Source organism: Massilia alkalitolerans DSM 17462 (genome assembly GCF_000427785.1).
Classification (GTDB): domain Bacteria; phylum Pseudomonadota; class Gammaproteobacteria; order Burkholderiales; family Burkholderiaceae_D; genus Telluria; species Telluria alkalitolerans.
The window spans coordinates 14,197-29,200 of record NZ_ATYR01000031.1; the positions used below are offsets into that span (position 1 = coordinate 14,197).

Annotated in this window: 11 protein-coding genes; 3 read left to right on the forward strand and 8 right to left on the reverse strand. The window is 55.5% G+C overall.

Annotated elements, in window-relative coordinates; all coding sequences use genetic code 11:
• Window positions 1–9: 9 nt before the first annotated feature.
• From YWC_RS32290 to YWC_RS30470, 8 genes are all read right to left on the reverse strand, one after another.
• Complete coding sequence (locus tag YWC_RS32290; protein WP_084416541.1) at window positions 10–186, reverse strand: DUF1289 domain-containing protein; 177 nt, start codon at window positions 184–186, stop codon at window positions 10–12.
• Window positions 187–193: 7 nt separating this feature from the next.
• Window positions 194–472 carry a metal/formaldehyde-sensitive transcriptional repressor gene (locus YWC_RS0122840; RefSeq protein WP_027867472.1) on the reverse strand — a complete coding sequence of 93 codons (279 nt, stop codon included), beginning with the start codon at window positions 470–472 and terminating at the stop codon, window positions 194–196.
• Window positions 473–552: 80 nt separating this feature from the next.
• On the reverse strand, window positions 553–1,488 hold the full coding sequence (locus YWC_RS30455) for a cation diffusion facilitator family transporter (protein WP_051306679.1): 936 nt from the start codon (window positions 1,486–1,488) through the stop codon (window positions 553–555).
• Between the two features lie 57 nt (window positions 1,489–1,545).
• The gene (locus YWC_RS0122850) at window positions 1,546–4,725 is read right to left on the reverse strand and encodes a CusA/CzcA family heavy metal efflux RND transporter (RefSeq protein ID WP_027867473.1); all 3,180 of its coding nucleotides are present in this window, start codon (window positions 4,723–4,725) and stop codon (window positions 1,546–1,548) included.
• Window positions 4,726–4,739: 14 nt separating this feature from the next.
• On the reverse strand, window positions 4,740–5,981 hold the full coding sequence (locus YWC_RS0122855) for an efflux RND transporter periplasmic adaptor subunit (RefSeq protein ID WP_027867474.1): 1,242 nt from the start codon (window positions 5,979–5,981) through the stop codon (window positions 4,740–4,742).
• A gap of 9 nt (window positions 5,982–5,990) precedes the next feature.
• Window positions 5,991–7,286 (reverse strand): TolC family protein, encoded by a 1,296-nt coding sequence (locus tag YWC_RS32295; protein ID WP_084416542.1) that lies wholly within the window; start codon window positions 7,284–7,286, stop codon window positions 5,991–5,993.
• Window positions 7,287–7,359: 73 nt separating this feature from the next.
• Window positions 7,360–7,704, reverse strand: coding sequence for a cation efflux protein, CzcI family (gene czcI, locus YWC_RS32300; RefSeq protein ID WP_084416543.1), 345 nt, complete (start codon window positions 7,702–7,704; stop codon window positions 7,360–7,362).
• Window positions 7,705–7,765: 61 nt separating this feature from the next.
• Window positions 7,766–9,907 carry a heavy metal translocating P-type ATPase gene (locus tag YWC_RS30470; RefSeq protein WP_036215586.1) on the reverse strand — a complete coding sequence of 714 codons (2,142 nt, stop codon included), beginning with the start codon at window positions 9,905–9,907 and terminating at the stop codon, window positions 7,766–7,768.
• Between the two features lie 351 nt (window positions 9,908–10,258).
• On the opposite strand from YWC_RS30470, the gene cadR reads away from it, so the two are divergent.
• The 3 genes from cadR to YWC_RS0122890 all read left to right on the forward strand — a co-directional run bounded on the left by cadR (window position 10,259) and on the right by YWC_RS0122890 (window position 14,655).
• Complete coding sequence (gene cadR, locus YWC_RS0122880) at window positions 10,259–10,666, forward strand: Cd(II)/Pb(II)-responsive transcriptional regulator (RefSeq protein ID WP_027867476.1); 408 nt, start codon at window positions 10,259–10,261, stop codon at window positions 10,664–10,666.
• Window positions 10,667–11,381: 715 nt separating this feature from the next.
• Complete coding sequence (locus YWC_RS33045; RefSeq protein WP_156923850.1) at window positions 11,382–12,902, forward strand: competence protein CoiA family protein; 1,521 nt, start codon at window positions 11,382–11,384, stop codon at window positions 12,900–12,902.
• 229 nt (window positions 12,903–13,131) lie between these two features.
• Window positions 13,132–14,655: a hypothetical protein gene (locus YWC_RS0122890; RefSeq protein ID WP_027867478.1), complete on the forward strand. Its 1,524-nt coding sequence runs from the start codon at window positions 13,132–13,134 to the stop codon at window positions 14,653–14,655.
• Window positions 14,656–15,004: the final 349 nt, after the last annotated feature.

Genomic DNA, 15,004 nt, shown 5'->3' on the forward strand with positions numbered 1-15,004 from the left:
GCTGACCAGTCATTTCCCTGTCAGCTTTTTCTCGCGTCTTCCGCGCTCATTGATAATTTGATGACGGGTGTGGTCCGTCATCTTTTTCCAGCCCTGCGCCTCAGGTCGCGTCCGTAGGCAGCCTGTACAGTAGCCTGTACGACCGTCGAACTTGCACAGGTCAACGCATGGTGATTTGACAGCCATTGCTCGCTCACTTCAGGTATGAGCGGACAACATCGATGAGCTCATCTGCACCTTGAGCGCGCTCCTCGTCACTCTGAATTGATGGGCTAGCTACATGTTCGCGGATGTGGTCTTCAATGACCTCGGCCATTAAACCGTTCATCGCTCCCCGGGCGCCCGCTAACAGGTGCAGGACTTCTGTGCAACCGCTCTCAGATTCTAACGCTCGCTCGACGGCTTCGAGCTGGCCGCGGATGCGACGAACTCGGTTGACCAATTTTTCCTTCTGACGGCTTGTATGTGACATTTCACCCCCTAAGCTTAAATGATAGCATAGGGGGGTAGGGTATGTCCCCGCATCTTGGCGCGAGGTCTTCGACGCCTAAACTAATGCGTATGTCCGGCATGCGGGTCGTTAGATAGCTTGTCTGAGAAGTGAAACTGTTCGTCTATTTGATGACACGGCGTCAGTTCACCCTGTACGGTGATATGCGCAATACCGAATTTCTCGAACATGACCTGCCTTACCGTGTGTTGAATTGTTGCCGGCAATACTTCATCGTGGTGTACAAGGTGAACAGTCATGCTAGTTTTCCCGCTGCTGATGGCCCAGACGTGCAAGTCATGGAAGCTAATGACGCCTGGAACTGCACTCAACGCAGCGCCCAAATCGTCGATATCGATTTCTTCAGGAACACCCTCCAGCAAGATGTTTACGCTCGCCCTTAGGAGGGCCCATGTGCGGGGTAGAACCCATATTCCGATAGCAACCGCGACCGCAGAGTCAACCCATGTCCAGCCTGTGTATCGGATGACCAGTGCGCCGCCGATGACGCCGGCCGACCCTAACAGGTCACTCCAAACCTCTAGGTACGCCCCTTTCATGTTGAGGTTCTTATCTTTGCCAGACTTCAGAATGCTGATACTGACTATGTTTGCGACCAGGCCTACCGCTGCATACGCTAGCATGCTGATGGATTGAATTTCAGGAGGATTACCTAAGCGCTGATAGGCCTCGTAAAGGATATAGATGGCCACCCCAAACAGCATCAACGCGTTGAACGCTGCCGCCAGAATTTCAAACCGGTAGTAGCCGAAGCTGCGTTTTCGGTCGGCGGCCCGCTGGCCTATGCGAATTGCAACAAGCGCAATTGCGAGCGCCGCAGCATCAGTCAACATGTGGGCTGCATCAGATATAAGCGCCAGACTCCCCGTGACGATACCTCCGACTGTTTCAGCAACCAAAACGCTACTCGTTAAACCAAGGGCTATCCACAATGCCCGTTCACTACTACCCGACGCGTGGTCGTGTTCAGCACTCATAAAGCCTCCAATGTTCGTGAAGAGGGGCTCACAGCCACAATGAGCCCCTTTGATTTTTTAGGTTGTTACCAAGTGCTCGTTGCCTTTTGACGCCGCGATGTCGACATCTTCTTCTTTTCGATATGCGAAGCGGTACAGCAGAGGTAGGACAAGTAGCGTCAACGCAGTCGAGGAAAGAATTCCGCCTATAACAACTGTCGCTAAGGGGCGTTGTACCTCGGCGCCTGTCCCTGTGGCGATAGCCATCGGTACGAAACCAAGTGATGCAACCATCGCTGTCATAAGGACAGGGCGGAGCCGCGTAAGAGCGCCGAGTCCAATTGCTTCGTCCAGAGACATGCCTTCTTCACGAAGGCTGCGAATGAACGAAATCATGACCAGGCCATTAAGCACTGCAACGCCTGACAAAGCGATGAAGCCGACTGCTGCGGAGATTGAGAAGGGGATTCCCCGAAGCCAGAGTGCAAGTACCCCCCCGGTAAGCGCAAAAGGAATGCCTGAAAACACAATCAGTCCGTCACGGAGATTGCCGAACATGGCGAAGAGCAGAGTGAACACTAGAAGCAGAGCTAGTGGAACCACCACCTTCAAACGGCCGGCAGCCGACTCCAGTTGCTCGAATTGCCCGCCCCATACTGTCCAGTACCCGGCCGGTATTGACACGGACTTTTCAATCGACGCTTGAGCTTCGGTCACGAACGAGCCAATGTCTCGTCCGCGAACGTTCGCAGACACGACAACGCGCCGCTTTCCGCTTTCTCGACTAATCTGGTTAGGCCCAGGGCCAACCTCCAGAGTTGCAACCTCACTTAATGGAATAAAACGTGGACCAGAGGTCGATTGCTCCGAGCCGGGTAGCGCTATTGGCAGACGTCTCATCGTCTCAAGGTCGTTTCTCGTACCCTCTGGGAGGCGCACCACGATATCGAACTGACGGTCGCCTTCAAAGACGGTCCCTGCTTCAGTTCCGCCGACGGCAGTGGCTACCGCCTTCTGGACATCACTGATGTCTAGGCCATAGCGGGATGCTTTGCCTCGGTCGATATTGACCGTTAACGTAGGCAAGCCGCTAGCTTGCTCAACCTTTACATCAGTAGCGCCAGGAACCTTCGACAGGGCAGTGGACAGCCGAGCTCCGGTCGCGGTAAGCACCTCCATATCGTCACCGAACACTTTGACCGCGACATCGCTTCGCACCCCCGAAATCAGTTCGTTAAACCGGAGCTGGATAGGCTGAGAAAACTCGTACGCATTACCAGGCAGAGTCGCTGCCGTTGCTTGAATCGCCTCGAGCAACTCGTCACGGGACTTCTTGGGTTTAGGCCACTGTGACTCCGGCTTGAGCATCACGTATCCGTCGGACATGGTTGGTGGCATAGGGTCGGACGCCACCTCAGATGTTCCAGTACGGGCAAACACGCGCTCAATTTCCGGATGCTTGGCTTTAAGTTCCCGTTCTAGCTGAGCTTGCATAGTGACTGTTTGGGACAAGCTAGTGCCTGGGATGCGGTTTGCGTTGATGGCAAAGTCGCCCTCGTTCAGGCTTGGCGCAAACTCGCTGCCAAGACGCGTCGCTAGGAGGCCCGAGAGTACGATGCTGACTACTGCGAAAGTAATGACAACGGCACCGTTAGCCATGACCTTGCGAAGGAGCGGCTCGTAGAGTCGCGTGGCTTGGTGCATCAACCTGCTTTCCTTTTCCGCCACCGACTTACCAATGAACAGCGCTACGGCCGCGGGAACGAAAGTAATTGAAAGAATCATCGCCCCAAGCAGTGCGATGACGACAGTTATCGCCATCGGATGGAACATCCTGCCCTCGACACCGGAAAGCGCAAAGATAGGCAGGTAGACCACCATGATGATGAGCTGGCCGAAGAGTAGCGGCCGGCGCGCTTCGCGCGACGCAGCGAAAACCTCTTCGAAGCGTTCGGCTCGAGTCAGAGGGCGGCCGAGCCGTCCCTGTGCTTCTGCAAGTTTTCGCACGCAGTTTTCGACGATAACCACCGCCCCGTCGATGATGATGCCGAAGTCTAGGGCGCCCAAGCTGAGCAAATTAGCGCTGACCTTGTACGTGACCATGCCTGTAAAGGTGAAGAGCATCGAAAGAGGTATGACCATCGCAGCGATGATTGCAGCGCGGATGTTTCCCAGGAAGAGAAACAGCACTGCGACGACGAGCAACGCGCCTTCTACCAAGTTCTTCTTGACGGTATTAATGGCCTTATCGACCAGCACCGTTCGGTCATAGACCGTTATTGCATTCACGCCCTTTGGAAGTGTTCGGTTAATTTCCTTCATCTTCAGGTCGACCGCCTGGGAAACAGCGCGGCTGTTCTGACCGATAAGCATGAAGACCGTTCCAAGCACCACCTCGCGCCCGTTGTCAGTCGCGGCGCCCGTACGAAGCTCTTGGCCAATACTTACTTCAGCCACATCCCGAACGCGAATCGGAATTCCCTGAGAGGTTCCAAGGGTGATACTTGCAATCTCATCAAGCGACCGTACCTGTCCCGGTGCGCGAACCAGAAGCTGTTCGCCGCGACGTTCGATATACCCGGCTCCCGCCGTGCTGTTGTTACGGTCTATCGCTTCCACAATGTCCTTCATCGTGAAACCGTATGCGGCCAAGCGCTGCGGATTGGGGGCCACGTGGTACTCCTTCACGTATCCACCAATGGAATTGACCTCAGTGACACCAGGCACAACGCGAAGCTGCGGCTTGATAATCCAGTCTTGGACCTCCCGAAGGTCTGTCGGCGTGTACGGTGTCCCATCGGGCTTGCGTGCGTTCTCATCAGCCTCTACTGTCCAGAGGTAGATTTCTCCGAGCCCCGTCGAAATGGGGCCCATTTCCGGGGTGACGCCTGTTGGTAGGCGCTCCTTTGCCTCCTGCAGCTTTTCGTTCACGAGCTGCCGGGCAAAGTAGATGTCGGTCCCGTCTTTGAACGTCACCGTCACTTGCGAAAGTCCGTAACGAGAAATGGACCTTGTCTGCTCAAGATTCGGCAGACCAGCCATTACGTTCTCGATAGGATACGTTACCCGTTGCTCCGACTCGAGCGGCGAGAACCCGGGCGCCGCAGTGTTAATTTGGACCTGAACATTCGTGATGTCCGGGACGGCGTCTATAGGAAGACGTTGATAGTTGTAGACTCCAATCGCCGCCATACCGGCAACGATTAGAAGGACCAGCCATCGGTGCGCGATGGCGAAGCGGATTAGACGTTCGAACATGAGTGTGCTCCGCCTTAGTGAGAATCTTCGTCGCTGGATTTACCCAGCTCCGCTTTGATTACAAAGCTGTTGGCGGCAGCGTACTCGGTGCCTGGGGCGAGACCCTTCGTGACCTCGACCGTCGCAGTATCTCTACGGCCAAGAGTCACGTGCTCCGCTCGGAAGCCTCCGGGCATACGGACAAATACCGTTGGCTTCTCTTCAACAGTTTGAAGCGCGGCCGCTGCAACCGTAACCGGCGCTTCCCGCTGATTTGACTGGAGCTGTACCTCGACGTTGACGAACAGTCCTGGACGCCAGGATAGGGCGGGATTTGGAAGGACAACGCGGGCAGTGGCAGTACGAGTTTCAGCACCGAGCAGCGAGCCGACGTACGCAATTTTCCCAACGGCCTCAGTTTCAAGCGCGCTTGCTCTGACTGTGACTTGCTCCCCAACACGCACGTTAACGAGGTCACTGGCCGGCACCGCGACATCTGCCCAGACGGTGGAAAGGTCGGCAATGGTAAAGAGGGATGAGTTCTCCTTGACAGACTGACCCAAGGAGACGGCCTTTTCTACGACTACACCGTGGAAGGGAGCCCGGAGCTCGTAGCTGTTCAACCCGCCTTTGGAATAGGCGCTGGAGCCGAGAGCGCGAAGCTTTTGCTCCGCGTTGCGATAGTCAATTTCTGCTTCCTGCATCGCTTGGCGGGCCTGCAGATAGTCCTGCTCTGGCGAGATTTTTTCTTCCCACAGTTTCTTCTCACGCGCGAGGGTCGTTTTGGCAAGCGATAGCCGCTTTTCGGCAGTGAGCAGTTGGCTACGCAGGTCCGAGAGTTCCACGCTTGCGATAACGGCCAGCACTTGCCCTTTTTTCACTGATTGGCCGATGTCCGCGTGTACAGCCTGTACGGTCCCCTCAAGGAGTGGGACAACCTGTGCCGTCCTGTCCTGGTTGAACTTAATCTCTCCCGGAAGAGAAAGCGTAGAACGTATCGTAGCTGGCGCGGCCTTCAATACCTTGATTCCTGATGCCGAGATTTGAGCGTCCGTGAGTTTGACGCTGTCGGAATGCGCCTCTTCGGCTTCATGGGAATCTTCGCCGGCCTCGCCTTCCGCCTTGCTCGCCATCTGTTTCTCTGCGTGCTCTGCCTCACCTGCCTCGGCAGCTGGAGCCCCTGGCTTGGTCAATATGATAAGGAGCGCCAGGACGACGCCTACGGCTAGGATGCCGACGATATACGCCAGCTGTTTCTTTGACATTTTGCTGTCCATTTTCGTCTCTTAGTGTTCGATGTTCGGCGTGTCTACGCCGGTAATACGTGTGATGTCCGCGGCGGCACGATGCGATTCAGAGAAAGCACGCAGGTAATCCGCTTTCGATTGGATAAGAGTACGCTGAGCATCTAACACATCGAAATATGCGAACTTGCCAAACTCAAATCCCTTAACGGCTGCGTCATATGCGCTTTGGGCACCTGGAAGAATGTCGGAGGCGAGTGCCTGAGCCTCATGACGAGACACGCGCAGCCGTTCATACGCTTGGGCAAGGTCGGTGTAGGTCTTGGTCTCGGCAGCTTCGAACTCATCCTTTGCAACATCTGTTCGACGCAGTGCTTCAAGGACGTTTCCACGATTCCTATCGAATAGCGGTAGAGGTACCGAGAGGCCAAAGACTGCCTGATTTCGACCCGGCTCAGCTGACCGCTTTACGCCAGCCGTAATGGCGACGTCAGGAATACGCCGACTCTGTTCAACTGCGACGAGGGCCTCGCGACGGGCCACCTCGACACGAGCGCGGACTACTCTAGGCAAGGACGAGAACTTAGCAGCTAGAACGTCCCAGCTTGGAAGCTCGGGAAGATTGGATACCGTACCAACGGCATGCTGGAATTGCGGAGAGCGGTTTTTCCAAGTAGAGGCCAAGGCAAGCCGCGCGTTGTTTAGTTCACTCTGCGCTTTAGAGACCTCGAGACGAACATACGATTGTGCGACACGGGCCCGGGTTTCCTCTACCGGTGAGGCTTTACCTGCTTGCACGCGTTTAGAGACCGCAGTCGTCACTTTGTCGGCAACGTCTTGCGATTCTTGGGAAAGTCGCAAACGCTCCTGGGCCGCTACCGTGTTCATGAATGCCGTAATGACGTCGGCCTGCACTGCAGCGCGCCTGACGCGAAGGTCAGCCAGTGCCGCGTCTTGGGCCCGTTCAGCTGCGTTCATACGACTAGCACGTCTCCCGCCCAGTTCAAGCGGTTGGCTGAGCTGAACAGTAGTTTCTCTGGTTTCGCGCCTGGTATCCTCGACTCTAATCTCAAGAGTTGGGTTGGGCAGGGTTCGGGCCTGCATGGTCGCCGCCTCTACGGCCAGGACCTCATGTTCGGCTGCGCGAAGTTCAGGGTTCGCCTGGAGTGCCAAGCGAAGCGCGGCTTGTAGAGATAACGGGTCAGAGGCTTCACGCGTTTGGCTGGCAACACTTGAAGGCATCGTATGCCCGAGCTGCGCAGCCGGGTGCGCCGTTATTTGGGCAAGAGCTGGACAGCTCAATGCCACCGCAAGAAGCGGAATGATTGGTCGATACATCGAATTCTCCGAAATTTGGACGAAATTCGACGGGACCCCTTGTTAGGGACTAACGGAGGGAGTCTCGTCGCTGCTAGGCGACGAGATGCCAATCGGGCTTTGAGGGGCCCTCTGGGATATGTGATGAGTAGTTCAGCGTTCTGAGTGCTGCATGACGGCGCGCCTCAGGATTGGCAGGTTCGTCAGGGGTACTTGTGAAAAAGGCATGCGAGAAGAGGTGGCAATACTCGCAGTCTGCGTGTGCTTTCTCCATCTCTCCGTCGTCGTCGGCCGCGCCGAGCTTCTCCTCATGCTCGTGCGCATGGTGCCCAAAATGCAGAGTAGCTCCGGTCTCATGCTGGCAATACGAGGCAGCGGCTGACCAGGAATACTGGGCAGGCAGTACGAGCATCAACAGTATGAGGAGAAATCTTTTCACGTTGCGGACGATAGCATAAGTATGGTTAAGACGAAGTGTGGGCTCACAATATCGGCGTGGTCTATGACGGTGCTCTGCTAGATTTCAGTAGGCGCAGTCCGTTGAAAACGACCAATAAGCTTGCCCCGACATCAGCGAACACGGCCATCCACAATGTCGCAGAACCAGTTAGCGCAAGAGCAAAAAAGACGCTTTTGATGCCGAGCGCAAGCACTATGTTCTGAATCAGAATCGCATGGGTTGAGCGGCTGAGGGATACAAATGTAGCGAGCTTTGTCAGGTCGTCATTCATGAGCGCGACGTCAGCGGTCTCAATGGCGGTATCGCTGCCAGCAGCACCCATGGCAAACCCGATATCTGCCTTGGCCAACGCTGGAGCATCGTTGATGCCGTCGCCGAGCATGCCGACCATGCCGAATTGTCTCTGAAGTCCTTCCACTTCTTGTAGCTTCTGCTCTGGAAGAAGCTGCGCGAGAACCGTGCTAATTCCCGTAAGCTTTGCCACATGCTGTGCCGTTCGCTCGTTATCGCCAGTGAGCATTACAGTGGTAACGCCCATCTGCTTTAACCGGCCGATGGCCAGTGTAGCTTCCGGGCGAACTGAGTCAGCCACTGCAATCACCCCCAGAACTGAGGCGACATTGGCCAAAAGGACTGTCGTCTGCCCTTGCTCCTCAAGTGTGGCAAGAACTTGCTCTACTGCGGGAGTGAGGAGGCCCAGCTCCCTTATCAAGCGCTGGTTACCCAAGTGGTATGCCACTCCGCTGATGGTGCCCTGGACTCCACGTCCTGGCAGGGATTCAAAGGACATTACGGGCATCGGTGCGCCACTTGACACGGAGGCAGCGACAATTGCACTCGCCAAGGGATGTGACGAATTTATGTCCAGACTACCGGCAATACGCAGAACGTCTTCGCTTGATAGGGACGACATCGTAGCTACTTCGGTAACTTTCGGCCGGCCGGTCGTAAGGGTGCCCGTTTTGTCTACAGCAATAGCCCGAAGTCTGTAGCCGGTTTCAAGGAACTGGCCACCTTTCACCAAGATGCCCATCCTTGTTGCAGCAGTGAGGCCGCTCACGATAGTCACCGGCGTGGAGATGACCAGGGCACAAGGGCAGGCGATGACCAAGAGCACTAGGGCCCTGTAGAGCCATGGGGCAAATTCTCCGCCAAATACCAAAGGCGGAACTAGCGCGACCGACAACGCCAAGAGGACCACAGCAGGAGTGTAGTACCGTGCGAAGACGTCGACAAAACGCTGGGTCGGCGCCTGATTACTCTGCGTTTCCTCGATTACTCGAACGATTTTGGCAAGGGTGCTGTTTCGGCTGTCCGACGTCGCCTTGACTTCCAGGACTCCTCGCTCATTGATGGTGCCGGCAAACACCTGGTCACCGGCTGCTTTGTCGACAGGTACGCTTTCGCCGGTAATAGGTGCCTGGTTTACCGAAGACTCGCCGGCCTGGACGATGCCATCGAGCGAGATGCGGTCACCAGGCTTCACTAGAAGGATATCGCCGACTTGTACCGCTTCGACAGGTACTTCGCGCAGTTCACCGGTAGGTGACCGAAGGTTGGCCACGTCAGGTGCTAGCTTAAGCAGACTATGGACGGCGTTTCTGGCCCTAGTGAGCGATAGGCCTTCGATTAGCTCGGCGACAGCGAAAAGGAAGACAACCATTGCGGCCTCTGGCCACTGACCGATTACGACCGCGCCGATGACCGCGAGGCTCATCAGAAAATTAATATCAAGAGTCAGGGTTCGAAGTGCTATTAGCCCTTTCCTGAGAGTCGGTATGCCACCTGTGGCGATGGAAATAAGGGCCAAGGCTATCACGAGGGGAGAGGAGTCCGTGTGCGTTGTCCAGGCGAACGCTTCCGCAGCGGCTGCGGTGAATCCAGAGACTGCTAACAAGAATTTTTGACTCGTCGTGAGGCCCGCCGACGCGCCATCGTTACCAGGAGTCGCCGCAGTTTCGTCCACTAGCTCCGCATTCATTCCGACCGACCGTAAGGCAGTGGCAAGGGTGTCTGTGCTTTTGAGCTCATGGTGGACTGTAAGCGTTCTACTCATGAGGTTAAAGTTCAGTCGAAGAACGCCCTTTATCGGCTCCACCTTGTTACGGATGAGCCGCTCTTCAGTAGGGCAGTCCATGTTGGAAATACGGTAGCGCGTTACGTCTGCCCCTGCAGGCGCCATAGTCACTCCACCAGGGGGCGGAGCGCTACTCGCTTTTGCACAACATGCTGCTGCCGAGCTCTCGGGACGTTCTTCCGCAACCCGGGCAATATTCGCCGTTGGCGGCAACTCGCCTCGTCGGTTTGGACTCGTGCTATCGCACGCGCAGCATGATGGCGTCTGACCCGTTGGGTTAGCGTGCATTTCTGTTTGCACAGGTATTGGTGAGTCCAACGCTTCGGGAGCGTCGGCAAGGGCTTGTGAACAGCAAGATTTGCTACTTTCGGGGTTCATATCAGCACCTTCAAAATCTAGTATGCTTGCATTAGAAACCCTGTAGCCCCTACGGGGTCAAGCAATTTTGGAGGACGTATGCGCATCGGAGAATTAGCTAAACAAACTGGATGCGATGTCGAGACCGTTCGATACTACGAAAAGGTAGGGCTACTGCCAGACCCGTCACGTACCGACTCCGGTTATCGGCAGTACCTCCCGGCCCACCTGGAGCGGCTTCAGTTCATCCGTCATTGCCGGTCTTTACAGATGGGACTCCCTGATATCCGCGTGCTCCTAGAGCTCCAGGCGCAGCCGACCAGCGGATGCAAGGGCGTAAATGACTTGCTTGACCATCACATTGAACTTATCCGGGTTCAAATGCAAAAGCTCCAGAGCCTGGAGCAGCAATTGATGAGGTTGCGCCACCAATGCGAAGAGCCGCATCTGGTGCAAGAGTGCGGCATCTTGCAGAATATGAGCGAGAGTGCTTCGAGCAATGGTTGATTGCAAGTCAGCACGTGGAGGCCGGCACTATCGACCCGCGGGTCGATACGTTGTTCGCGATGGCTCGTTTTCTTGGCCAAGAACAGCTTTTAGTGCCATCCTGGTTGCGACCTGAGGTCATCGGCTACATACAATCTGCGGGCAGACTGCTTGGTCAGCAGCTTAGTCTGGGTGCGCCCGTTGTTCATAGTTGACAAACTACGGGTAAGTCGACGGCATTAAAGAAATTTGGCAGCAAGGAGGACTGCGCTGAGTGTTACACCACCGACAAGAGTAAAGGTGCTCAAAACGTCGATGATTTTGTTGCGACCCTTCGTCGTTTCTATATATCGGAGTAGTTTTTTCATTTAACACACCTGTAAGTAAACTCGCTTCCAAGTATTATGCGACACCGGCAACGGTATCAGCTAACAGGCAGTGAAATCGCGCAACTTTGGGCAGGCGAGTCGGTGTAAATTCTTCGTGAAGCTTCACCGAGCTGGCGAAGTAACGCCGCGTACGACAAGCCAGGTTTGAGTCCATTGCCGACACAGAGGTAGGAAAGGTTTGCGCGCAGCTCGCGCACCTCCCGGTAGTTGACTAACGCTCGATTTGTGCAACAGCTTGTTGCACAATTGCCGAGGTACCGGGCTACAGTGAGCTGCCTTCTCGCCGTGAGACCTCTTATGACCTGAAATCGGTACGTCATACCAGGGAACGCGCCTGCGGAACAGTTATGGTGAACGTAAAAGCAAGCAACTCCGATTCGACTCAAACAGGTTTTGGACTTCGAAATGGCCGGATGTACGCGCCGGCCGACGTCGATGCCGGTCTTGCTTGTCGATGCAATTGCGTGGGTTGCGGCGCCATCCTGGTGGCAAAGAAGGGAACGAAGAAGCGTTGGCACTTTGCACACCACAATGTCGAAATCGGTGACTCTTGTGCAGAGTCCGCCATTCACGCAGCTGCAAAACAAGTCCTGCTTGAGCAAAATTGGCTGCGCTTGCCAGGTGCGTACGTTGTTGTGTCCAGCCAGGCGATTTCTGGTTTGACATTACAAGAGTCGAGCACGCTCTCGGAAGAACGTGCAGTTCGCTTCGAGCGTACTAGTGCTGAAGTATGGACAGACGGTATTCGTCCCGATGTCATCGGATACAGAGGTGACCGTAAGCTTCTGGTTGAAATGTACTTCCGTCATCAAGTCGACGATGACAAGCGGCGTAAGCTTGCGCAGCTTAAGTTACCTGCCATCGAGGTAGACCTCTCAGACTTAGACGTCTCGACGGGATTCGACGCTGTTGAAGAGCGAGTGCTCCGCGAAACAGCCTATAAATCGTGGCTGTATCTTCCCGGTGAGGATGAAGAGCGGCAGCGTTTGGGGGCACTCCTGGCCTCTCGAATAGAACAAGCCAACAGCGAACATCGTGCGAAACAAGCTGCTGAGCAGGAGCGACAAGCAGCCCGACAGCGAAAGCTTGACGATGAGCGTCGCCGGCGGGAGGCCGCTACCCGTCGCTATCGCGAGACTTCGCTTGAGGACAAGGAACGTGATTTGCGCAAACGTTTGGGAATTGTAGGGCGCTGGCCCTACTACCTACGCAAAGAGAGCGACGGCGCCAGTCCAATCGCTGAGCCAGCGATGATTTGGCAGGCGGCGCTCTTTAGCCGCTTCATTTTTCGGAAAGCGAACAATGGTTTCGAGCTCAAGCAGACTTCTGTTGTGCAGTGGGTATGCGAACGATTTGACATCGGCAACAACTCCGCCGCTGTTGTACACGCTGAGGTCCGCCGCTACCTCGGCTACCTCAGTGCCTGTGGCTTTCTGAAAAAGCTTCCGTACAACCCATACGAAAGCCAAGGCTATAACGTCGTTCATGGCGAACTGGAGCCACCTGCACGGGCGGAGCGCCCAGCGGTGGGGTTGAAAAATCACCCCGTCGTATTAGCTGCCGCCACGAGACTGACGTTAGACACCGCGACAGCTTCAGAACGACCGCTCGCGGAACGCTGGATATGGCGGGCGAGCTGGCCGAAATGGGATGAGGTTGCTGATGAAACAGCGAGTATCCTGGCAGACTCGGCACATGCCCCTTACTTGAGCGCGCTACTCAGTAGCATTTCTCAGTTCAGTCGACCAGACAATCCACTTGAATGTGGCGAAATCCTCGAAGAGTGGGGCGTGCCTAAGGATGAAGTGATGTCAATGCTACAGAAGATTGGTTTAGTGTTGAGAGTTGCAGCACGGCTTCCGCGTTAAGGCAGCCACCTGCGTGATTGCCTAGTCGTCGAAATTTACGCTGATTGCTCGAACCAGGTGCTCTAAAATCCCTGCGGAGGTGGCGGTCTGGACCTGGGCCCGGACAGCTAAAATTTTTCGACTGCGTTTTTCGCTTTGTAAGTAACTGAAAACAATCATGTTTTCTCTGAGTATGACGAAAATGACGGGACAGGGGTAGTAAAATTAATGAATTACGCAGTGTGACATCATGACGACCATTTCAAATTTCCTGGAGCGGCACGGCCCGTCTCGTTCATCGGTCGTCGCACAGTGGCTAGTTGATGAGCTCAAACTCAAGCCCGAGGCGGCACGCAAACGCCTGTCAAGACTGCGCGCGCCTTTGCACCGTTTCCCCATACATTTGCTTCCCAAGGGCGAGAGCTTCATCTATCACGTCGACGACCGGAAAACTGAGCGGTTCTGGACGCGATTTTTGGATGCAATGCGAGCGAGCAAATCGGGATTTGGAGCAACGCTGGACGCCCTGACGGCTCGAGGTGGCATGGTGCTCACCAGCGAATTTGCAGTCATCGGCGGCACCTCCGGAATGGGTACCCGCGGGCAGCTGATGGCCAACAGCATGGCTGAGCGCCTCATCAAGGCGGGAGCTATTGCTCAGTTCGCAGGAAGCGGTAACGAAACGTTTTATGGCTTCGCCCAGCAAGCCCTGGGTTCATCGGACCGTAACGGCCACCATGCACGACAGCTTACAGAAACCATTGTTCTCAATGCCGTGCGTGAGTGGATTCGAAAACTAGGGCTCGCGTCGTACAACTCCATCGCGATTAGAACCGAGGAAACCAGGCAGCCGGTATGCGGCTTCTTGTTCGACCTGGCGGGTCCTAGCTACCTGCTACCCGTTCGCTCAGGAGGAAAGCAACCCGGGTTTGTGGTTGCGGACGTGTTTTCCGCAGCTATCCTGGACGAACATCAAATCCACTATTTCCTGAGAAAAGTCGCCCTGGTAAACGCTATGCTCAAGCGTAGTGGAAGCGGGGTATTCGCATTCTTGATAGCGGACGGCTTTACCGGGGCTGCGTACACTGCGGGCCATGCGGCCGGTGTGTCACTTGCCACCCCGAAGGAATTGTTCGGCCTGCGTGCCGGCAATGCCCTTCAAACGCTCGCGCAAACGCTCAGGAACACGGCTGCGTTTGCCGCCAGTGCGCCTCCGGAACGTATTGCGAAACTGATTGACGACCTGAGCGATATCGAGGGCACGGCCGGCAACCTGCGAGGTGTGTTGTTCGAGCTCCTGTGCGCCTACCTCATACGACGGGACGCCCAGTCCATCAACATGGGCGTAAAGGCTACGGACATAGGAACAGGAAAAGTTGCTGACATCGACATCTTGAAATTCACCAATCAACAGTCGGACTGCGTTGCTATTGAGTGCAAAGGCAAAGAGCCAGGTGGCACACTGTCGCTCGAGGAAGCACAAGAGTGGGTCCGCAGGCTGCCTACGTTCCTCTCGCACATCAGGGCAGGAAACCGCGAAGCCGCAGTATCGTTCGAGCTGTGGACATCAGGCGAAATCGAGCCCGATGCATTGGCCTATCTAACGCGAGAGCAGGCTCATCGAACCAAAACCCCTATCAGCTGGCGCGCTGGAAGAGATATTCTCACACTCGCTACGAAGGGGAGAGAGAAGGCCATCGCTGACGCGCTGAAGCAGCACTTCTTCCATCATCCCCTGGCGAAAGTGCCTCCGCCTCCGCCCCCGGCGCCGTGAGTAGGGCTGAGGAGGGCAGTCCAGCTGGGTGTGCGTATCGGGGCGCTTTGAGAAGTTTCCTGCTCAGCACATCTAGTTGTTGGAAGCCTTCACTGCAACAGACGGTCTGTAAGTAGGATGTTTGCGAAATCGGGAGCAGATACTCATATCCGGATTGAGAGACAGAGAAAGCGCTCAATAACCCACGGCGGTGGTGGGAGTTTTATGTAACCGAAGCGCTAGTGACAGGCGATGGTCACTACATGGTGATTTGACGTGAAGCAAAACATGGTGCCGAGTGTCTGGATTGAACAGACGACCTACCGCTTACCTTACCACTACGGCTTTCGCCGCCTTTCGTTTGTGGTCT

Excerpts from the sequence above, each read along its gene's own strand:
- YWC_RS32290 (WP_084416541.1), bottom strand. The coding sequence starts at position 186 with ATGGCTGTCAAATCACCATGCGTTGACCTGTGCAAGTTCGACGGTCGT.
- YWC_RS0122840 (WP_027867472.1), bottom strand. The coding sequence starts at position 472 with ATGTCACATACAAGCCGTCAGAAGGAAAAATTGGTCAACCGAGTTCGT.
- YWC_RS30455 (WP_051306679.1), bottom strand. The coding sequence starts at position 1,488 with ATGAGTGCTGAACACGACCACGCGTCGGGTAGTAGTGAACGGGCATTG.
- YWC_RS0122850 (WP_027867473.1), bottom strand. The coding sequence starts at position 4,725 with ATGTTCGAACGTCTAATCCGCTTCGCCATCGCGCACCGATGGCTGGTC.
- YWC_RS0122855 (WP_027867474.1), bottom strand. The coding sequence starts at position 5,981 with ATGGACAGCAAAATGTCAAAGAAACAGCTGGCGTATATCGTCGGCATC.
- YWC_RS32295 (WP_084416542.1), bottom strand. The coding sequence starts at position 7,286 with ATGTATCGACCAATCATTCCGCTTCTTGCGGTGGCATTGAGCTGTCCA.
- YWC_RS30470 (WP_036215586.1), bottom strand. The coding sequence starts at position 9,907 with ATGGCGCCTGCAGGGGCAGACGTAACGCGCTACCGTATTTCCAACATG.
- cadR (WP_027867476.1), top strand. The coding sequence starts at position 10,259 with ATGCGCATCGGAGAATTAGCTAAACAAACTGGATGCGATGTCGAGACC.
- YWC_RS33045 (WP_156923850.1), top strand. The coding sequence starts at position 11,382 with ATGGTGAACGTAAAAGCAAGCAACTCCGATTCGACTCAAACAGGTTTT.
- YWC_RS0122890 (WP_027867478.1), top strand. The coding sequence starts at position 13,132 with ATGACGACCATTTCAAATTTCCTGGAGCGGCACGGCCCGTCTCGTTCA.